The sequence below is a fragment of the Streptomyces sp. NPDC050617 genome (genome assembly GCF_040654795.1).
In the GTDB taxonomy this organism is placed as follows: Bacteria; Actinomycetota; Actinomycetes; order Streptomycetales; family Streptomycetaceae; genus Streptomyces.
Map to the genome: position 1 here is coordinate 149,915 of NZ_JBFAIS010000012.1, position 18,913 is coordinate 168,827.

At 71.6% G+C, this 18,913-nt stretch carries 16 protein-coding genes and 1 pseudogene; 10 read left to right on the plus strand and 7 right to left on the minus strand.

Going from position 1 to position 18,913, the window contains the following annotated elements; translation table 11 throughout:
* Positions 1-136: 136 nt before the first annotated feature.
* A complete protein-coding gene (locus tag AB0I49_RS18560) occupies positions 137-841 on the plus strand; it encodes a TetR/AcrR family transcriptional regulator (RefSeq protein WP_363228025.1) in 705 nt (234 codons plus the stop codon).
* Here the strand turns inward: AB0I49_RS18560 and AB0I49_RS18565 are convergent.
* Positions 822-1,283: a MaoC family dehydratase gene (locus AB0I49_RS18565; RefSeq protein WP_363228026.1), complete on the minus strand. Its 462-nt coding sequence runs from the start codon at positions 1,281-1,283 to the stop codon at positions 822-824. The genes AB0I49_RS18560 and AB0I49_RS18565 overlap by 20 nt on opposite strands.
* Positions 1,284-1,524: 241 nt before the next feature.
* Between AB0I49_RS18565 and AB0I49_RS18570 the strand changes: the two genes are divergently transcribed.
* Positions 1,525-1,941 (plus strand): DUF4190 domain-containing protein, encoded by a 417-nt coding sequence (locus AB0I49_RS18570; RefSeq protein WP_363228027.1) that lies wholly within the window; start codon positions 1,525-1,527, stop codon positions 1,939-1,941.
* Between the two features lie 212 nt (positions 1,942-2,153).
* On the opposite strand, the gene AB0I49_RS18575 is transcribed toward AB0I49_RS18570, so the two are convergent.
* On the minus strand, positions 2,154-2,765 hold the full coding sequence (locus AB0I49_RS18575; protein WP_363228028.1) for a hypothetical protein: 612 nt from the start codon (positions 2,763-2,765) through the stop codon (positions 2,154-2,156).
* Positions 2,766-2,948: 183 nt separating this feature from the next.
* Between AB0I49_RS18575 and AB0I49_RS18580 the strand changes: the two genes are divergently transcribed.
* Positions 2,949-5,762, plus strand: coding sequence for a penicillin acylase family protein (locus AB0I49_RS18580; protein ID WP_363228029.1), 2,814 nt, complete (start codon positions 2,949-2,951; stop codon positions 5,760-5,762).
* A 109-nt stretch (positions 5,763-5,871) separates the two neighbouring features.
* Here AB0I49_RS18580 and AB0I49_RS18585 read toward each other — a convergent pair whose 3' ends face one another.
* A complete protein-coding gene (locus AB0I49_RS18585) occupies positions 5,872-6,807 on the minus strand; it encodes a LysR substrate-binding domain-containing protein (RefSeq protein ID WP_363228030.1) in 936 nt (311 codons plus the stop codon).
* A gap of 181 nt (positions 6,808-6,988) precedes the next feature.
* Here AB0I49_RS18585 and AB0I49_RS18590 point away from each other — a divergent pair, with 181 nt between their 5' ends.
* The 3 genes from AB0I49_RS18590 to AB0I49_RS18600 all read left to right on the plus strand — a co-directional run bounded on the left by AB0I49_RS18590 (position 6,989) and on the right by AB0I49_RS18600 (position 10,916).
* Entirely contained in the window at positions 6,989-7,795 is an 807-nt protein-coding gene (locus AB0I49_RS18590) for an enoyl-CoA hydratase/isomerase family protein (RefSeq protein WP_363228031.1), read from the plus strand.
* A gap of 131 nt (positions 7,796-7,926) precedes the next feature.
* Positions 7,927-9,570: an AMP-binding protein gene (locus AB0I49_RS18595; protein WP_363228032.1), complete on the plus strand. Its 1,644-nt coding sequence runs from the start codon at positions 7,927-7,929 to the stop codon at positions 9,568-9,570.
* Positions 9,567-10,916, plus strand: coding sequence for an MFS transporter (locus AB0I49_RS18600; RefSeq protein WP_363228033.1), 1,350 nt, complete (start codon positions 9,567-9,569; stop codon positions 10,914-10,916). Before AB0I49_RS18595 ends, AB0I49_RS18600 begins: the two co-directional genes overlap by 4 nt.
* Before the next feature lie 98 nt (positions 10,917-11,014).
* Here AB0I49_RS18600 and AB0I49_RS18605 read toward each other — a convergent pair.
* Positions 11,015-11,545 (minus strand): annotated as a pseudogene (locus AB0I49_RS18605) (VWA-like domain-containing protein); the annotation flags it as partial.
* 158 nt (positions 11,546-11,703) lie between these two features.
* Here AB0I49_RS18605 and AB0I49_RS18610 point away from each other — a divergent pair.
* A complete protein-coding gene (locus tag AB0I49_RS18610; RefSeq protein WP_363228034.1) occupies positions 11,704-12,354 on the plus strand; it encodes a DUF4232 domain-containing protein in 651 nt (216 codons plus the stop codon).
* Between the two features lie 110 nt (positions 12,355-12,464).
* On the opposite strand, the gene AB0I49_RS18615 is transcribed toward AB0I49_RS18610, so the two are convergent.
* The 3 genes from AB0I49_RS18615 to AB0I49_RS18625 form a co-directional block, all read right to left on the minus strand.
* Positions 12,465-13,022 (minus strand): DUF3291 domain-containing protein, encoded by a 558-nt coding sequence (locus tag AB0I49_RS18615; RefSeq protein WP_363228035.1) that lies wholly within the window; start codon positions 13,020-13,022, stop codon positions 12,465-12,467.
* Between the two features lie 359 nt (positions 13,023-13,381).
* The gene (locus AB0I49_RS18620) at positions 13,382-14,698 is read right to left on the minus strand and encodes a serine-threonine protein kinase (RefSeq protein WP_363228036.1); all 1,317 of its coding nucleotides are present in this window, start codon (positions 14,696-14,698) and stop codon (positions 13,382-13,384) included.
* Between the two features lie 295 nt (positions 14,699-14,993).
* On the minus strand, positions 14,994-15,635 hold the full coding sequence (locus AB0I49_RS18625) for a TetR/AcrR family transcriptional regulator (protein ID WP_363228037.1): 642 nt from the start codon (positions 15,633-15,635) through the stop codon (positions 14,994-14,996).
* 105 nt (positions 15,636-15,740) lie between these two features.
* Between AB0I49_RS18625 and AB0I49_RS18630 the strand changes: the two genes are divergently transcribed.
* The 3 genes from AB0I49_RS18630 (at position 15,741) to AB0I49_RS18640 (ending at position 18,827) form a co-directional block, all read left to right on the plus strand.
* On the plus strand, positions 15,741-16,964 hold the full coding sequence (locus AB0I49_RS18630; protein WP_363228038.1) for a cytochrome P450: 1,224 nt from the start codon (positions 15,741-15,743) through the stop codon (positions 16,962-16,964).
* 20 nt (positions 16,965-16,984) lie between these two features.
* Entirely contained in the window at positions 16,985-17,179 is a 195-nt protein-coding gene (locus AB0I49_RS18635; RefSeq protein WP_363129501.1) for a ferredoxin, read from the plus strand.
* A 394-nt stretch (positions 17,180-17,573) separates the two neighbouring features.
* Positions 17,574-18,827, plus strand: a complete 1,254-nt coding sequence (locus AB0I49_RS18640) for an MFS transporter (RefSeq protein ID WP_363228129.1) — start codon at positions 17,574-17,576, stop codon at positions 18,825-18,827.
* The last annotated feature ends 86 nt before the right edge of the window (positions 18,828-18,913 follow it).

Here is an 18,913-nt window from a genome sequence, read left to right on the forward strand (position 1 = left end):
AATTGTCGGCGGGTGCCGTCGGTACGGCCGACGCCTCCGTCCGCGACCGGACACCTAAGCGCTTGCTCAGCTTCGGGGTATGGTGTCCGTCCGGCCGGTGGAGGGTCCCCGGCCGGACGGAGAAGCGGGGCGAGCGATGGACGCGGAGGCGCAGCGGGGCGAGGAGTGGGCCGACGTCACGCCCGACGCGGCCCGACGGCTGGTCACCGCCGCCGTCGAGGCGTTCGCCGAACGCGGCTACCACGCGACGACCACCCGCGACATCGCGGGCCGGGCCGGCATGAGCCCCGCCGCGCTCTACATCCACTACAAGACCAAGGAGCAGCTGCTCTACCGGATCAGCAGCGTCGGCCACCGGCTCGCCCTCGACCTCCTCACCGCCGCGCGGGACGGCGGCGGCACCCCCGTCGAGCGGCTCACCGAGGCCGTACGCTCCTTCGTCCGCTGGCACGCCGAGCACCACACCACCGCCCGCGTCGTCCAGTACGAGCTGGGCGCGCTGGCCGAGGACCACTACGCCGAGATCGTCGCCCTGCGCCGGGGCAGCGACGGCGCGGTCCGCTCGATCATCGAGGACGGCGTGCGGACGGGCGACTTCGATGTGCCGGACATCCCCGGCACGGCGCTCGCGGTGCTCTCGCTCTGCATCGACGTCTCCCGCTGGTTCAACGCCGAGGGCCGGCGCACCCCGGACGAGGTCGGCGCGTTCTACGCGGGCCTGGCACTGCGGATGGTCGGTGCGGACGCGGACGCGGACGCGGATGTGGATGCGGGCGGCCCGGATCAGGCCCCGCCTGCCCGCACTGCCCGCACTGCCCGCACTAGAGGTAGAAGCGGCTGACGGTCTCCGCGACGCAGGCCGGCTTCTCGCTTCCCTCGCGCTCCACCGTCACCGTCGTCGTCAGCTGCACGCCGCCCGGCACCTCGGTCACCTCGGCGACGCGCGCCGAGGCCCGCAGCCGGGAGCCGACCGGTACGGGGGAGGGGAAGCGGACCTTGTTGGTGCCGTAGTTGACGCCCATCTTGATGTTGTCGACCCGCATCACCTGCGGTACGAGCGCGGGCAGCAGCGCCAGCGTCAGATAGCCGTGCGCGATGGTGGACCCGAACGGGCCCTCCGCCGCCCGCTCCGGGTCCACGTGGATCCACTGGTGGTCGCCCGTGGCCTCCGCGAACAGATCGATCCGCTTCTGGTCGACCTCCAGCCAGTCGCTGGTGCCCAGCTCCTCGCCGACGGCGGCGCGCAGTTCGTCGAGCGAGGTGAAGATCCGGGGCTCTGCCATGTCGTGGCCTCCCAAGCAGCGGTGCGGGTCATAGCGTTCTTCTACGATGTCTAAGCGCTTGCTCAGCATGGTTCGCTGACGCTCCCCTGTCAACGCGCCGCCAGGGCACGGCCGACCTGCCTCGGAGCCGCGGCTCCCGGCATCAATGTCCCGACGGCGGGCACCCGATGGCAGAGCTGCCGAGCGCAGCGACACCGGACGCCTAGCATGGACGTTCATCTCGTTCCGAGGAGAGGAAGACATGGCTGACGAGCCAGGCAAGCCCAGCGGTACTCCTGGGGCGGAGGGCGCGCCCGCGGACCCCTGGGGAGCACCGGGCGAAGGGCAGCCGGAGGCGCGGCCGTACGGCGGTTCCGGCTCACTGCCGCACTACGCGCCCGGACCCGGGGCCGGTTACGGCTACGGCTGGCAGGCCCCGCTGCCCAGCGGCCAGGCCACGGCGTCCATGGTGCTCGGCATCCTCGGGCTGCTGTTCCTGCCGTTGATCCTGCCGGTCATCGCGCTGTGCCTCGGGGTCTCCGCGCGCCGCAAGGCGGACCGGGGCGAGGCGGGCGGTCGCGGCCAGGCGGTCGCCGGGATCGTGCTCGGCATCATCGGCTGCGCCCTCGCGGCGATCGGAATCATCGTCATCGTGATCTCGGCAGCCACCAGCGCCTGACGGTCGCCTTGACGCCTTGACGGACTCCTGGCGCTTGACGGGCTCCTGACGTCTGACGGGCTCAGGCGGGCGTACCGGCTCAAGCGGGCGTACCGGCTCAAGCGGGCGTACGGGCACGGGCCGGCCCTCCGCGGCGACAGTCGGCCCTCCGCGGCAACAGGAGCCCCGCCCCGCCGCACCCGACGGCCGGGGCGGGGCCGGGCCTCCATCGGTCAGACCCCCGCGTAGCGCCTCTCGAACTGCGGTCGCCGGGCCATCGACAGTGCCTCCGGCGTGAGCACGGGCAGCGGCACCACGACGCCGCACCCCGTGCAGACAGGGCCCGACAGCGGGTAGCGCTCCAGGTCGTCGTGCCATTCGAGCGGCCCCTGCGAGCAGACCGGGCAACCGTCGCCCGGACCCGACTCCATGGCCGCGATCATGCGCCGCAACACGTCGGCCAGGCGCGCGGTCGGATGGTGCAGGGGGGTCGCGCACGGCACGATGTCGCACCCGCCCCATGTGCGGCGGTGCCACTCGTCGATGGCGCTCGGCTGCCGGATGCCGTCGTGCTTCTCGCGCCGCCGCCGCTCCGCGAACTCGGCCTCGTAGGCGAGCCAGACCGCCCTGGCCTCCTCCAGCTCCTCCAGCGCGATGATCAGCCGGGCCGGGTCGGGGCCGCGGTCGTCGGGGGCCAGTCCGGCGCGGGAGCACAGGTGGTGCCAGGTGGCCCGGTGTCCGTAGGGGGCGAATCGTTCGAGGCATTTACGCAGTGACGTCCGTCGTAGCGCCGTGCTGTTGCGTGGATTGCGCACTTCTCGTGCGAGCGCTCTGAAACCGGCCAATGCTCCCACCTCCGACAAGCGGACTCGGACCGTTGTGGAATGGACGTATACCGAGGCCGATCCGTTCCACACGGCTTTCGCCCCACTCAGTTGTGAGGATTTGGAAAGGTGACTGATGCTCATCTTCCGGCACGTCCGTACCGGCGGTAACGTCCGCCGCGACGGTCACCGGGAGGAGCAGGAATGCGACGGCGCATCGGCAAACTCAGAACGACCGCGACCGCGGCGCTGCTGGCGCTCGGCGCGGCCCTCGTCGCCCCGGCGGCGCAGGCGGCCCCGGCCGAGCAGGCGTCGGCCCCCGCCGAGGACTACTGCCGGGGCCAGTGCGGCGACATCCTGCCGCCCGGCGAGAACGGCAACGCCACCCTCGTCCAGATCCTCGGCAACCGCGCCTTCGGCACCCACCCCGAGCACAGCACCGACCAGCTCGGCCCGTACGGCGACCTGGCCGGCGGCTACCGGTCGCTGACCGACGACAAGCTGCGCGACTTCTTCAACGACTCCTCCTTCGGCGTGGCCGAGGAGAACGTCGCCAAGGTCGACAAGCCGCGCGACGACGTCACCATCACCCGCGACAAGCAGACCGGCGTCCCGCACATCCAGGGCACCACGCGGTACGGAACCGAGTACGGCGCGGGCTACGCGGCGGGCCAGGACCGGCTCTGGCTCATGGACCTCTTCCGCCACATCGGCCGCGGCGAACTCACCTCCTTCGCGGGCGGCGCCGCCGCCAACCAGGGGCTTGAGCAGCAGTTCTGGCGCACCGCCCCGTACACCGAGAAGGACCTCCAGGCCCAGGTCGACAAGATCGCCGCCAGCGGTCCGCGCGGCGAGCAGGCCATGAAGGACGCGCAGGCGTACGTCGACGGCATCAACGCCTACCGCCAGCAGTCCAAGGACGGCCGGTACTTCCCCGGCGAATACGTCCTCACCGGCCACATCGACGCCATCACCAACAAGGGCGAGATCGCCCCCTTCAAACTCACCGACCTCATCGCCCTCGCCTCCGTGGTGGGCGGCCTCTTCGGCAACGGCGGCGGGGGCGAGGTCCAGGCCGCGCTCTCCCTGCTCGCCGCGCAGAAGCGGTACGGCGCCGCCGAGGGCACCAAGGTCTGGGAGTCCTTCCGCGAACGCAACGACCCGGAGGCCGTGCAGACCCTGCACGACGGCCAGAGCTTCCCCTACGCGGGCAAGCCGAAGAACGCCAAGGGCGTCGCGCTGCCCGACGCCGGGTCGGTCAAGGAAGAACCGCTGGTGTACGACCGTACGGGCGCGGCGGCGGCCAAGAAACCCGCCAAGACCCCGGTCGACGCGCCGGAGAAACTGAAGCCCGCGCAGGGCATGTTCGACAAGGGCGTGCTCCCCGGCGACCTGTTCGGCAAGAGGCACGGCATGTCCAACGCCCTGCTCGTCTCCGGCAAGCACACCGCCAGTGGCCATCCCGTCGCCGTATTCGGCCCGCAGACCGGCTACTTCGCCCCGCAGCTGCTGATGCTCCAGGAGATCCAGGGCCCCGGCATCAGCGCGCGCGGGGCGTCCTTCGCGGGCGTGAGCATGTACGTCGAGCTGGGGCGCGGAGCGGACTACGCGTGGAGCGCGACCTCCGCGGCCCAGGACATCACCGACACGTACGCCGTCGACCTCTGCGAACCGAACGGCGGCAAACCCACGGAGCGCTCCGAGCACTACCTATTCCACGGCACGTGCCTCCCCATGGAGAAGCTGGAGCGCACCAACTCCTGGAAGCCCACCCTCGCGGACTCCAGCGCCGCCGGTTCATACCGCATGCAGGTGCTGCGCACCGAGTACGGCACGGTCACCCACCGCGCGACCGTCGGCGGCAAGCCCGTCGCCTACACCGCGCTGCGCTCGACCTACCGTCACGAGGCCGACTCCATCATCGGCTTCCAGATGCTCAACGACCCCGGCTACGTACGCGACGCCAAGACCTTCCAGAGCGCGGCCGACCACATCGGCTACGCCTTCAACTGGTTCTACGCGGACTCGAAGCACACCGCGTACTTCAACAGCGGCCTGAACCCGGTGCGCAACCCGGACGTGGACCCGTCGCTGCCCATCACAGCGGACAAGGCGTACGAGTGGAAGGGCTTCGACCCGGCGGGCAACACGGCCGACTACACCCCGGCGGCCCAGCACCCCAACGACATCGATCAGGATTACTACATTTCGTGGAATAACAAGCAATCTGACGACTACACCTCCGCCAACTTCGCGGCGGGCTCGGTGCACCGCGCCAATCTGCTGGATGACCGGGTGCGCAAACTGGTGGCCGAGGGCGGGGTGACGCGCGCGTCCCTCACCCGCGCCATGGAGGACGCCGCCGTCACGGACCTGCGGGGCGAGGACGTACTGCCCGACCTGATCAAGGTGCTGCGCTCGCAGCCCATCCCCGACCCGCAACTCTCCTCTGTGGTCCAGCAGTTGGAGTCCTGGCGCGCGGACGGAGCGCAGCGCCGCGAGACCACGCCGGGTTCGCACTCCTACGCGCACGCCGACGCCGTACGCACCATGGACGCCTGGTGGCCCCTGCTGGTGAAGGCCGAGTACGAGCCGGGGCTCGGCGGCGACCTCTACCAGGCGCTTCAGGCCAATGCCGGCATCGACGAATCCCCCTCGGCCGGCCACGGCCCCACCGGCTCCCACGCCGGCTCCGCCTTCCTCACCGGCTGGTGGAGCTATGTCGACAAGGACCTGCGCTCCGTACTGGGTCAACCGGTCAAGGGCCCCCTGGCCAAGCAGTACTGCGGCGACGGCGACCTCTCCGCCTGCCGCACCGCCCTCCTCGACACCCTCCGCCAAGCCGCCTCCCAGCCCGCCGAGAAGGTCTACCCGGGCGACGACAGCTGCAAGGCCGGCGACCAGTGGTGCGCCGACTCCATCATCCAGCGCGCCGTCGGCGGCCTCACCCACAAATCCATCACCTGGCAGAACCGCCCGACCTACCAGCAGGTGGTGGAGTTCCCGGCGCACCGCTGACCGGGAGAGGACATGAGCGGGGCCGGGCGGTCCGTATCGCCGTCACCGCGGCTGTCGCCGGAGTGACGGCGGTACGGCCGCCCGGCCGCGGTCGCGGGGAGCGGGGGGCTCAGGCCGACGCGGGTCCCTGGTCGCCGCCCGCCTGGTCGAAGCGGTGGCCCGCCTCCGCGAGGCCCTTCGGCACGGCCTCGGCGAACGCGGCGATCGACTCGTTGTGGCGGCTCGGCACCCACACCACGGACGTCTGCCAGGTCAGCGCCGTCCCGTTCAGCGGACGCCATACCAGTCCCTCGGTGAGCGGGGCGGACGGGGCCTCGTTGAGGTGGATGCCGCGGCCGGCGAGCACCAGTCCGTGCACGAAGTTCGGGTTGCGCGCGTGGCGGATGGAGCCCGGGAGATAGCCCTCGTCGCGGCAGACGGTCAGCATGTGGTCGTACAGGCGCGGCGCCATCGCCCGCGGAAAGATCACCAGCGGCGCCCCGTCCAGGTCACGCAGGCGCAGGGGGCCGTCGCCCGCCGCCGCGGCGTGGTCGGCGTGCAGCACCACGCCCAGCTCCCGGCGGGCGACCGGGCCGGATTCGAGGCCCACGGTGTCGGACGGGTGGCGCACGACACCGGCGTCGAGTTCGCCGTTCCGCAGCCGCGCCAGCTGCTCGTCGGTCGTGAACTCGTGAATGTCGAGCAGCACATCCGGCGCCCGTAGGGCGAACTCGGCGGTCAGAGTGCGCAGCACCCGCGGCTCGGTGTCCGGCGGCACGCCGGCCCGCAGCACGCCCGCCTCGCCGGGCCTGATCCGGCGCATCGCGTCCCGGGCGTCCTCGACCCCGGCGAGCACCGGCCGTACGTGCTCCAGGAGCAGGGCGCCGGCCTCGGTGAGCTGGACGCGGTGCCGGGTGCGGTCGAAGAGCCGGACGTTCAACTCCCGTTCCAGGTCCTGGATGCGCTGCGAGAGCGGCGGCTGGGCCATTTGCAGGCGTGCCGCGGCCCGGCCGAAGTGCAGTTCGTCGGCGAGTACGGCGAAGTACCGCAGGTGACGGAGCTCCATGAGCGCACCATATCGCTGCGATATCACCGTCAGTCCCCATTGGTGTTGGCTGGATCACATCAACGCCTGTTTGCATGGCTGCCCACGGGACGTCCTCCACCGGACACCGACCCGTCACTCTCCCGCCCCGGCCCCGGACCCGCACCGGCGGCCTCCGCATGCCTACCGAAAGGCCCGCCCCATGACTGAGAACAGCACCGCCGACACCGTTGTCGTCTCCCGCCACCCCGTGACCTCCGTGCCCGGCGACGTCCACGTCGCCGAGGTCACCCTCAACCGCCCCGACAAGCTCAACGCGTGGACCGGCGAGATGCGCGCCCGTCTCGTCGCGGCGCTGGAGGAGACCGGCCGCGACGAGGCGTGCCGCGCGGTCGTCCTCACCGGCGCCGGACGCGCCTTCTGCGCCGGACAGGACCTCGCCGAGACCGCGGCCATCGACCCCGACGACCACGCGGCCGCCGAGGCGTGGATCGACGACTTCGGCCTGCTGTTCCGCACCGTGCGCGCCCTGGACAAGCCGGTCATCGCCGCCGTCAACGGAGTCGCCGCCGGCTCCGGATTCCAGTTCGCTCTCCTCGCCGACCTGCGCATCGGCCACGCCGGCGTCCGGATGGGGCAGCCCGAGGTGCTCTCCGGCATCCCCAGCATCACCGGCATCTGGGCCATGCGCGGCATCCTCGGCCGGGCCAAGACCGCCGAGTTCGCCCTCACCGGCCGGCTCGTCGGCGGGGCGGAGGCGCAGCGGCTCGGCCTGCTGTCCCTCCTCGTCGACGAGGACCAGGTCAGGGCCGAGGCGCTCGCCGAGGCCGCCCGCCTCGCGGAGCTGCCGGCGGGCGCCCTCGCGCTGACCAAGGGCCGGCTCCGCGAGCTGGACGACGCCGGGCTCGACGACGCGATCGACGCCGCCAAGAAGGTGCACATCGCCGCCTACGCCACCGGGGAGCCGCAGCGCGAGATGGCCCGATTCCTCGCGGGCCGCCGCCGCTGAACCCACCGCATCGGCCGCAGCCGCAGGGCTGCGCCGCGACCGTCCCGCTTCCGCGTACCAGAGCAGCTTTCGATGCGGGTGGCGCAGTGCTCCCACTCGGGCACCCCCTCCCGCGTACAAGAGGAACTCCCATGACGACCACCGCATCGCCGCACCCCGGCGCAGCCCTCCCCGGCGACGGCGATCAGGCCTACCGCCGCCTCGTCGAAGACCATCAGTGGCAGGTCCCGGACCGGTACAACATGGCGGCGGACGTCGCCGACCGCCACCCCGGCGACCGGCTCGCGCTCGTCTTCGAGGACCACACCGGCCACCGCGAAGAGGTCCGCTGGCAGCGGATCCAGGACCGTTCGCGGCAGATCGCCGCCCACCTCCACGCGCTCGGCGTGCGCAAGGGCGACCGGGTCGCGGTCCTGCTGCCGCAGCGCCCCGACACCCCGGCCACCTACCTCGGCGTCCTGCGCACCGGCGCCGTCCTGGTGACGATGTCCCTGCTCTGGGCCGACGAGCCCATCCGCTACCGGCTCGCCGACTCCGGCGCCGCGGTGCTGATCACCGAGACGGCCGCACTGGACCGGACGGAGGGATTCGACGGCACCGTCGTCAACGTCGACGACCCGGCGATCGCCGCGCGACCGGCGGAGTACGAGACGGCCGACACCGCCGCCGACGACCCGGCCCTGATCTTCTACACCTCCGGCACGACCGGCGAGGCCAAGGGCATCGTGCACGCCCACCGCACCCTGCTCGGGCACAACGAGTTCCACTACTGCCACGACCTGCGGCCCGGCGACGTCTTCTACGGCGCCGGCGACTGGGCCTGGTCCATGGCCAAGCTCATGGGCCCGCTCCGGGCGGGCGCCGTGCACCTCGTGTACCGGCCCGCCCGCGGCTTCGACCCCGAAGGGCTGCTGGCGAGCATGGCCCGCAACAAGGTCACCACGGCCCTGGTCAACCCGACCTTCCTGCGCAAGATGAAGCAGGACGTCCCGGACGCGGGCAGCCGGTACCCCCAGTCGCTGCGCGTGGTGTGCTGCTCGAACGAACCGCTCACCACCGATCTGATCGACTGGTTCCAGGCCCAGTTCGACGTCACGCCGCTGGACTACTACGGCTCCACCGAGTCCTACCCCCTGCTCGGCAACTTCCCCGGGGTACCCGTCAAGCCCGGCTCCATGGGCCGGCCGCTGCCCGGATGGGAGGTGGCGCTGCTGGACGCCGACGGCCAGGAGGTCCCCACCGGGGAGCCCGGCGAGATCTGTCTGCGGGCCGGATCCAACCCCCAGTTCCCGCTCGGCTACTGGAAGCGGCCCGAGGCTTCCGCCGAGTCGTTCGGCGGGACCTGGTACCGGACCAAGGACCAGGCCGTGAGGGACGAGGACGGATACTTCTGGTTCCTCGGCCGCACCGACGACGTCATCAAGACGTCCGGGTACCGTGTCGGCCCGTACGAAGTGGAGGCGGTACTGCGACGCCACCCCGCCGTCGCCGACGCCGGAGTCGTGGGCGTTCCCGACCCCGTCCGCGGCCAGGCGGTCAAGGCGTGGATCGAACTGAACCCCGGCCACGAGCCGGATGAGAGCCTGGCCGCGGACATCACCGGCTTCGCCCGCGCCGCGCACTCCAAGTTCGCCTACCCCCGGCTGATCGAGTTCGTCGACGAACTGCCACGCTCGGCCACCGGAAAGATCCAGCGGGCCGCCCTGCGCGCCCGCGACCTCGACTCCGCCGCCCCCGCGGCCGTGACGCCACCCCGGAAGGACGGCCGGACATGACCACCGACAGCCACTCGCCCTCGGCGCCGCCCGCCGCCGCCGAGGAGGCCCCCGGCACACCGCCGTCCGTGCACCGGAAGGTGGCCATGGCGACGGCCGTCGGCAACTTCGTGGAGTGGTTCGACTCAGGGGCCTACGCGATCATGTCCGCCACGATCGCCGGGCTCTTCTTCCCGCAGTACGACAAGACCGCGGCGCTGCTCGCGACCTGGGCCGTCTTCGCGGGCGGCTTCATCGCCCGACCGGTCGGCGCGGCGTTCTTCGGCCGGTACGGCGACCGGATCGGCCGCAACCGCATGCTGGCGCTGAGCGTGCTGTGCATGAGCGGCTCGACGCTCCTCATCGGCCTGCTGCCCAGCTACGCCGCGCTCGGCATCGCCGCCCCGATCCTGCTGTTCCTGCTGCGGGCCGTGCAGGGCTTCTCCACGGGCGGCGAGTACACCGGCGCCTCGGCGTTCATCATGGAGTACGCGCCGGAGGGCCGCCGTGCCCGGTACGCGAGCGTGGTGCCGCTGACCGTCGGCCTGGCGTCCGTGGCCGGAGCGCTCACCGGGCTCCTGATCACGTCGGCGCTCGACGACGGGGCGCTGCGGAGCTGGGGCTGGCGCATCCCGTTCCTGCTGGCCGGCCCGCTCGGAGCCATCGGCCTGTTCCTGCGCCGCCGGATCGACGACACCCCCGTCTTCCGGGCGATGGAGGAACGCGACAACGTCCAGAAGGCCCCCCTGCGCGAGGCATGGCGGGTCTGCCGCAGACAGGTGCTGACGCTGTTCGGCTACAGCATCACGAACGCCGTCGGCTACTACCTCATGAGCAGCTACATGATCGCGTACATGTCGGAGGAGGTCGGCTACACCAAATCGCAGGCCATGCTGACGAGCATGCTGGCCATGCTCGCCTACAGCGCGGCGTGTCCGGCGGCAGCAGCCGCCAGCGACCGGTTCGGCCGCAAACCGATGCTGCTCGTGGCGTGCGGCGGCTTCGCGGTGCTGACACTGCCCGCGTTCTGGCTCATCGGCACCGGGTTGCCGGGCGCCGCCGTCGGCTCGATCGTCCTCGCGGTGCTGGTGTCGATCATCGGCACGTCCAATGTGGCGGCGATGGTCGAGATGTTCCCCGGCCAGCTCCGCGCCAGCGGCTCCGCCATCGGCTACACGGCCGCGTACGTCCTCTTCGGCGGCACCGCCCCCTTCGCGGCAACCGGCCTCGTCTCCCTGGCAGGCACCCCGCTCGCCCCCGGCTTCTACCTGATGGCCCTCGCGGCCGTATCGGCCCTGGTGGTGCTGTTCTCCTTCCGGGAGACCCTGCGACTGCCGCTGACGCGGACGACCGTGCTGGAGAAGTAGCGGCGGCGGCCCCGGAGCCCGCGCTCGAAGAAGGCATGGCTCTCGCGGGGCCGGAGGACCGGCATGGGCCGGTGCGGTCGATGACGCGGTGGCACCGCTCAGCGCACCCGGAAGACCGGTCCGCGCGGAGTGAACGGCAGGCCCGCGCCCTCCGGGATCAGGTAGGCGTGTTCGCGACGGATCCGCAGCACGTCGCACCAGCCATCGGTGATCACCAGGACGGGGGCCGCCGGCGGGAAGTCATCGGCCCGCCGCAGCAGGTCGACGCCGGGTTGCAGGACCGTGCCGCCACGCCCCCTGACCCGTACCCGCCCGGCGATCTCCGTCGGCGCCAGATACCCGGCGTCGTAGGCGGCGGCGTCGCAGAACACCACTCGGGCGGCCGGCACGTCACGGGCCTCGGCATAGGAGGCGATCGCGCCCAGCGCCTTGGCGAGCAGCGGACCGGACATCGAGCCCGAAGTGTCCAGGACGACGCCGAAGGTGCACCGGGCGACCTCCTCGGGCGGGAAGGAGCGGCCCGCGCGCGGGATGTCGGGGGTCGACGCCTGGCGCCGGGCGGGCCGGGAGTAGCTGCGCACCGGCTCGGGCCGGGGCACGAACTCGTCGAACCAGCGCGCCAGCCGGGCGCCCAGCGCCTGCGCCTGTGGCCAAAGGCCCCGCACCCGCGCGCGTTAGCCGGACGACAGCGCGGGCTGGAATATTGGCTGCCGTCCGGGGCGAGAGGATCGGCAACGGACACCGACTTGCGCCGGGCGCCACGCCCGCAGTTACCGAGGAGCACACCATGCACCGCATATCCGTCCGCAGGGCCGTTGTCGCCACCGCTGTCGCGCTGACGGCGACCGTCGCGCTCACCGCGTGCGAGGCGGGCGACTCCTCGGACTCGAAGGCCAAGGACGGCTCCTCCTCGACCGCGGCGTCGTCCTCGGAGTCGCGCGGCGGATCGTCGGCCGACTCCTCCAGCGGGTCCGGGGCATCGTCGGGGAACGGCTCGCACTCCTCCTCGACGTCCTCGACCTCATCGAAGGAGGCGTCGACGTGCCGCACCGCGAATCTGCGCATCACGGCGAAGAACCAGGGCGAGGCCCGCGAGGGTCTGGGCTCGATCGTCATCAGGTTCACGAACAACGGCGGCGACTGCCGGATGAACGGGTTCCCGGGCGTCGACCTCAAGACCAACTACGGCACCCAGCCGGTGGACCGCAACAAGCAGGAGGTGGGGACGCCGTTCACCCTCAAAGCGGGGAAAACGGCCACTGCCAACGTCGTCTACCCAGTCAACAACTCCGGCGGCTCGGGCGTCCGCGGCACCGCCCTCGTGGTGACACCTCCGAACGAGACGCACCACGCCACCGTCCCGGTCGAGGTCAACCTGCCGGTGAGCGACTCGGGCAAGGGGGGCCTGGAAGTCACCCCGGTCTTCGAGGAGCACTGACAGGCCGCGCCCGCTCCACGGGGCGCGCACGGCGCGGCGGCAGGCGCGGCACCGGTCTCGTCCCGACCGGGGCCTTCCTCCGCGCCGGCGGAGGCGTTCAGGCTTCGTCGTCAGTGAACCTGGGCGCTCTGCGGACCGATGCCCTTGATCCTGGCCGGAGTTCCGTCCGGGGCGAACGAGTGGCGGAAGGTGAAGGCGTGCGGCGCGGCGCCGTGGTCGTGGAGGCGCTCCAGCCTGGAAACCCCGTCCTGCCAGGTGGGCGTCGCGCCGTCGGAGACCCACCAGAACACGTGACTCGGGCGGCCTGTCCTCTCGAACCAGTCGTAGCGCCTGTTCAGCGCCTCACGGTGCAGACCGGTGTAGAGGGCGTCGAAGGCGGGGCGCAGGCCGGTCCAGAGGGAGAGGGTCGCGGCCAGGGCGATGGTTTCCCCGGTGCGGCCCTTGCCGTACCAGGCCGGTACGGCGAACTCTCCCCACGCGCCCCAGTCCAAGTCGAAGTGCGTGCCCCGTCCGCCGTCCGCCGCTTCGGCATGAGCGACGTATCCGGGGCTCTGGCTGATCTTCTGGTAGACGGCGTCGGCGCTGTCGAGGAACTCGCGCGTGAGAGGCGCGCGATCGGCGAGAGGCGACTTCAGGACGCCGAATGTGTACAGCGCGAGATGGGGCATACGTCTCTCCCTGATTGACCTGACTGACCTGATGGACCTGATCGGCCTGCTCGATCCCCGTCACGGCCGGCTCAGCCTGAAGGAACCCCGGTGCGGCCGTGGGCGACCGCCGAAGACCAGGTGAAGGTAGCCGCCTCCGCGGGCCGTGTCGAAGTTGCGTTTTCCCTGCCCAAGTGGCCTCCGGCACAGGCCCTTGCGGGGACTGGGACGGGAGGGGCGGGGCAGGCCGGCTCAGGCCGGTAAGCGCGGTGGCCCGGCTCGCCTACGGGCCCGCTTACGTCCCCCGGCGCCACCCCCTCCAAGCGGCACAACAGGTCACATCGGGACGAAAGATGGCAGAGACTGGCGAAATCAGGTTCTCAGGACAGGACGCGGCCCGCTGTCAGGGCTACTCGGGCCAGTTCCTCGTGGCAGATGTCGCTGTGGGCGCCCGCCGGGGGGAGGCCGCGGGCCACCACCGCCGAGGCGTCCACGCTGACGCAGCCCGAGGCGGGGAAGGGGCCGCGCAGGGCGTCCGCCAGGGTGAGTTCCTCGCAGGGGTCCACGGCCTTGATGCCGTTGAAGCCCATCGCGCCCCAGCGCTCGTCGCCGATGCCCATGATCGACTCGGCGTCGTCGGCCAGTTTCGAGGCGGCCGGGTAGAGGATGCTCAGCGCCGTGTCATGGCTGGAGTGGCAGGACACCACCGGGCCGTCCACCCGGCTCGGCGCCCCGCGCAGCACCCCGCCCCGGCCGGCCGCCCACGGCAGGCGTTCGGCGAACGCGTAGTGGGAGAAGGCGCCTTGGAGGAGCGTCAGGGACTTGACGCTGCCCACGCCCTCCGGCAGGCCGCGCAGCGCGAAGGACATCAGGCGGGCGCCGAAGCTGTGGCCGATCAGGTGGACGCGCAGGGTGGGGGAGGAGCGGGCCAGCCGGCCCAGCACCGGGCCGAGGCCCAGCTGTCCTACGGTGCCCGCGCGTCGCTTCATGCCGTAGTACGAGGCTTGGCGCAGCATTTCGCGGGCCCCGTTCCACAGCCGCTTCAGCCCGCCGCCGAACAGTTCCGGCCGCGTGTCCCCGGCCTCCGCCAGGGCTTCGGTGAACCGCTCGCAGACCTTGACCGGGTCTTCCGTGAGCATCGTCGGTACGGCGCCCGACGGCCCGTCGTGGTCCATGTCCGCCGCGAACCTCGCGGCCGGCCCATCCGTCGGCACCTCCGTCAACTGGCGTACCAGAGAGCCGAACTCCTCGAAGCGCGCCCGTGTGTCCGGCTGCTTCTCCAGCAGTTCGGCCAGCCGCGCCACGGTCATGACCTTGCCGGGGAAGGCGGTGTTGAGCGCGCGCCGGGTGTCCTTGTCGAGTCCGGGGCGGGCGGGGGCGGACGCCGCCGCGGCGGCCTGGGACGGGAAGTCGGGGACGGGCTCGTCCGTGAAGCGCATCGACGGCCAGAACACCCCGACGTAGCCGACGCGCACGCCCTGCGTGTCGGCGAGCAGCTTGGGGAAGACGGCGAAGAACCGGTCGTACAGCCGCGTCGCCATCGACCGGTCGTTGTTCCAGCCGTGCGCGAACAGCACCAGGTCGGTGAGGTTCGCGCGGGCGACGTCCCGCGTCAGCGCGTCGCGCTGGCCGGCGTTCACATCCCCGTCGGCGTCGAATGTGAGCTCCCAGAACGGCTTCACACTGAATCCGGCCATGGCGGTTCCCCTCAGCGGTCCGATGTGCCGCATCCTCCCGCCGCACGGGGGGCCCGGCCATACGCCGGGAAAGTGAATTGCCGGGGAGGGGCCCGTATCCCGTATCCCTTATCCCGAATGCCGTATCTCGTACGCGTACGGGGCGGAGCTCGTACGGTCAGGGGGGCGGGACTTGTGCGGACTGGGCGCGCGTACGGGGGCCTCGTACAGCCTCTCGTACAGCCCTGGGACGCACGTACAGCCCGCGGCCCACGTACGGACCGGGCGCGCCCCACCGCCCCCCGGCCGCCAGACCTCACTGACGGCGCGGCGCCGGGCTGAGGATGAGCGGCAGATACACCTCGTCGACGATGTCCGTGATCGTCTCCTCCTCGATGGGCGCGCCGAACAGCAGGAACTCGTTGCGCAGGAGGTCCGTGGCGACCGTGACCCGGCGGGATCCGAGGACCCAGGGCTCGACCTCGCCGCTCTCGACCGCCCGTTCCAGGACGGTTCTGATCACCGCCGGGCCGGCGGGGTGCACCCGTTCCCGGATGAGCTTGGCGAACTCGGGCTCGCGCGCCGCCTCGGCGAGCAGGCCGCGCATGACGCCGCCGAACGGGGTGCACATCTTCGCGGCCATCTGCCGCAGCGCCTCGATCACGTCCGTACGCAGCGCGCCGGTGTCCGGGACGGTCATCTCGGAGACGCCGAACTTCTGAATCGCGTCCATGACGAGCTCGGGGCGGCCGGGCCAGCGGCGGTAGAGGGCGGCCTTGCTCGTACGGGCGCGGGCGGCGACCCGCTCCATCGTCATCCCGGCGTAGCCGGCCTCGACCAGCTCCTCCAACGTCGCCTTCAAAATGGCGTGTTCCAGTTCCTGACCGCGTCGGCGGGGGCCTTTGCGGTGGTCAGGGGCCGGTTCCGCGGCCGGATCGGCGTTGGGTGACAGCGTCATTCCACAGAGTTTACTCAGGGGTCATTGCGTTCTCTAACTGGGCGACCTAGCCTCTCACTTAGAGAACTGGTCGTTCTTTATGCGTCAGGGACTTCGAGGAGATCGATGACTGAGACGACTACCGCTCCCATCCACCAAGAAGACGCACCAGCCTTCCCGAGCAACCGCACCTGCCCCTACCAACTGCCCAAGGAGTACACCGAGTTAAGGGACTCGGGTGACGCGCTCCGCAAGGTGACCCTCTTCGACGGCCGCCAGGCGTGGGTGGTGACCAAGCACGAGGCGGCCCGGAAGCTGCTCGCCGACCCCCGCATCTCGTCCAACCGGCAGGACGACAACTTCCCCGCCACGTCCCCGCGGTTCGCCGCGTTCCGTACCTCGCCGCAGGCGTTCATCGGCCTGGACCCGCCGGAGCACGGGCCGAAGCGGCGGATGATGATCAGCGAGTTCACGCTCAAGCGCATCAAGGGCATGCGCCCGGACATCGAGCAGATCGTCAACGGCTTCATCGACGACATGCTCGCCGCGGGCCCGACGGCCGACCTGGTCAAGCAGTTCGCGCTGCCGGTGCCGTCCCTGGTGATCTGCCGGCTGCTGGGCGTGCCCTACGCCGACCACGACTTCTTCCAGAGCGCCTCCCAGCGCATGATCCAGGGGGAGGACGCGGACGCCGCGCTCGCCGCGCGCCGGGAGCTCGCGGACTACCTGGGCGAGCTGGTCGACAAGTTCGTGGCCGAGCCCGGCACCGGGCTGCTCAGCAACCTGGCCAACGAACAGCTGTCGAAGGGCGACGTCGACCGCGACGGCCTGGTCTCGGACGCGATCCTGCTGCTCGTCGCGGGCCACGAGACGACCGCCTCGATGACCTCGCTGAGCGTGATCACCCTGCTGGAACACCCGGACCAGCACGCCGCGCTGCGCGAGGACCCGAGCCTGATCCCGGGCGCCGTCGAGGAGCTGCTGCGCTATCTGGCCATCGCCGACATCGCGGGCGGCCGCGTGGCGACGGCCGACATCGAGATCGACGGGCAGCTGATCCGCGCCGACGAGGGCGTGATCATCTCCAACTCGATAGCCAACCGCGACGGTTCGGTCTTCGAGGCCCCGGACGACTTCGACGTGCGCCGCCCGGCCCGGCACCACATCGCCTTCGGCTACGGCGTCCACCAGTGCCTCGGCCAGAACCTGGCCCGCCTGGAGCTCGAAATCATCCTCACGGCCCTCTTCGACCGCATCCCGACGCTGCGGCTGGCGGTTCCGGTGGAGGAGCTGACCCTCCGTCCGGGGCATACGATCCAGGGCGTCAACGAACTGCCGGTCACCTGGTGACCGCCGCGAAAGGAGTGACCATGCGAGTGACCGCCGACCGGGACGTCTGCGTCGGCGCCGGACTGTGCGCCCTGACCGCCCCGACCGTCTTCGACCAGGATGACGACGGGCTCGTGGACGTACTCAAGAAGGAGCCGGAGGGCGCGGCCGAACTGTCCGCCGCCCGCCAGGCGGGCAACATCTGCCCGTCCGGCGCCGTGCGCATCGCCGAGTAGTCCGTCCCGAGGGGCCGGCCCACCCCCGGGGCCGGCCCGCCCGGAGGACGCGGGGCGTGTCCACGCGCCGCCCGGCCCGCCCGGAGGACGGGGGCATGTTCACGCACCGTCCGGCCCGCCCGGAGGACGGGGGCATGTTCACGCACCGTCCGGCCCGCCCGGAGGACGCGGGGCGTGTCCACGCACCGCCCGGCGCGTCTCAACGGACAAGACGCCGCGGGGCGAGTATTGACGCGGACACGGCGCTGACGTGAGAGTTCCGGTCGTGCTCAACGATGCGACGCCGGCGACGGCGGAAGAGAAAAGCGACGGCCGCCCCGGCGCGGGCCCGGCGGACGCGACAGGCTCGGGCGCCCCGGCAACGGGTCCGGAGCACCCCGAGAGTCCGGAGAGCCTGCGGCGGGTGGCCGTGGCCAGCTTCATCGGCACGGCCATCGAGTTCTACGACTTCTACATCTACGGCACCGCCGCCGCCCTCGTGCTCAACGACGCGTTCTTCCCGACGCTGACGCCGGTCAACGCGACGCTCGCCTCGTTCTCCACGTACGCGGTGGCGTTCGCGGCCCGGCCGCTCGGCTCCGTGATCTTCGGCCACTTCGGGGACCGCGTCGGCCGCAAATCCGTACTCGTCGCGTCGCTGCTGATGATGGGGCTGTCCACGGCCTTCGTCGGACTGCTGCCCGGCTACTCCACGCTCGGCCTCTGGGCCCCGCTGCTGCTGGTGCTGCTGCGCTTCGTCCAGGGCATCGGGCTCGGCGGCGAGTGGGGCGGGGCGGCGCTGCTGGCCGTCGAGCACGCGCCGCGCGGCAGACGCGGACTCTACGCGGCGTTCCCGCAACTCGGCCCGTCCGTGGGGTTCTTCGCGGCCACCGGGGTGTTCTGGCTGCTGTCGTCCGCGCTGAGCGACGCGGCGTTCCGGTCCTGGGGGTGGCGCGTCCCCTTCCTGCTGTCGTTCCTGCTCGTGGGCGTCGGGCTGTTCGTCCGGCTGAAGATCAGCGAGACGCCGGTGTTCGCGCGGGTCATGGAGCGGCAGGAGGCCAGCAAGGTCCCCACGCTGGACGTGCTGCGCCGGCACTGGCGCGAACTCCTGCTCGGCGCGGGCGGGATGATCATCGCGTACGGCCTCTTCTACACGGCCACCACCTACTGCCTCGCCTACGCCACCAAGAACCTCGGCATCGCCCGTTCCACCATGCTCGGCCTGTCGATGGTCGCGTGCCTCTTCCTCGCCGCCGGCACCTGGCTGGCCTCGACCCGCTCCGACGCGCGGGGCCGCCGCAAGGTCGTCCTGGCGGGCACGGGGCTCGCGGTGGTCTGGGGCCTGCTCCTCTTCCCGCTGCTCGACACCGAGCAGCCCGTCCTGATCGCCCTGGCCCTCGGCGGCGCGCTGTTCTGCATGGGCGTCGTGTACGGGCCCATGGGCGCCTACCTCCCCGAACTCTTCGGCCCCCGCGTCCGCTACTCCGGCGCCTCCCTCGCCTACAACCTCGGCGGCGTCCTCGGCGGCGCCGTCTCCCCCCTCGTCGCCACCCGCCTCCAACCCGCCTGGGGCTCCGCCTCGGTGGGCTGGTACGTGAGCGCCATGGCGGTGGTCTCGCTCCTGTGCGTACTGGCCCTCCCCGAGACGCGGGAGCGCGAACTGGTCTGACTGATCCCGGGCACGCGCCGAGGCCGTCTCGGCGTTCGGCGAATGCCCGGTTCAGCGACTCAGTTCGAGGCACATGGCGACATCAG

Excerpts from the sequence above, each read along its gene's own strand:
- AB0I49_RS18560 (WP_363228025.1), top strand. The coding sequence starts at position 137 with ATGGACGCGGAGGCGCAGCGGGGCGAGGAGTGGGCCGACGTCACGCCC.
- AB0I49_RS18565 (WP_363228026.1), bottom strand. The coding sequence starts at position 1,283 with ATGGCAGAGCCCCGGATCTTCACCTCGCTCGACGAACTGCGCGCCGCC.
- AB0I49_RS18570 (WP_363228027.1), top strand. The coding sequence starts at position 1,525 with ATGGCTGACGAGCCAGGCAAGCCCAGCGGTACTCCTGGGGCGGAGGGC.
- AB0I49_RS18580 (WP_363228029.1), top strand. The coding sequence starts at position 2,949 with ATGCGACGGCGCATCGGCAAACTCAGAACGACCGCGACCGCGGCGCTG.
- AB0I49_RS18585 (WP_363228030.1), bottom strand. The coding sequence starts at position 6,807 with ATGGAGCTCCGTCACCTGCGGTACTTCGCCGTACTCGCCGACGAACTG.
- AB0I49_RS18590 (WP_363228031.1), top strand. The coding sequence starts at position 6,989 with ATGACTGAGAACAGCACCGCCGACACCGTTGTCGTCTCCCGCCACCCC.
- AB0I49_RS18595 (WP_363228032.1), top strand. The coding sequence starts at position 7,927 with ATGACGACCACCGCATCGCCGCACCCCGGCGCAGCCCTCCCCGGCGAC.
- AB0I49_RS18600 (WP_363228033.1), top strand. The coding sequence starts at position 9,567 with ATGACCACCGACAGCCACTCGCCCTCGGCGCCGCCCGCCGCCGCCGAG.
- AB0I49_RS18610 (WP_363228034.1), top strand. The coding sequence starts at position 11,704 with ATGCACCGCATATCCGTCCGCAGGGCCGTTGTCGCCACCGCTGTCGCG.
- AB0I49_RS18615 (WP_363228035.1), bottom strand. The coding sequence starts at position 13,022 with ATGCCCCATCTCGCGCTGTACACATTCGGCGTCCTGAAGTCGCCTCTC.
- AB0I49_RS18620 (WP_363228036.1), bottom strand. The coding sequence starts at position 14,698 with ATGGCCGGATTCAGTGTGAAGCCGTTCTGGGAGCTCACATTCGACGCC.
- AB0I49_RS18625 (WP_363228037.1), bottom strand. The coding sequence starts at position 15,635 with ATGACGCTGTCACCCAACGCCGATCCGGCCGCGGAACCGGCCCCTGAC.
- AB0I49_RS18630 (WP_363228038.1), top strand. The coding sequence starts at position 15,741 with ATGACTGAGACGACTACCGCTCCCATCCACCAAGAAGACGCACCAGCC.
- AB0I49_RS18635 (WP_363129501.1), top strand. The coding sequence starts at position 16,985 with ATGCGAGTGACCGCCGACCGGGACGTCTGCGTCGGCGCCGGACTGTGC.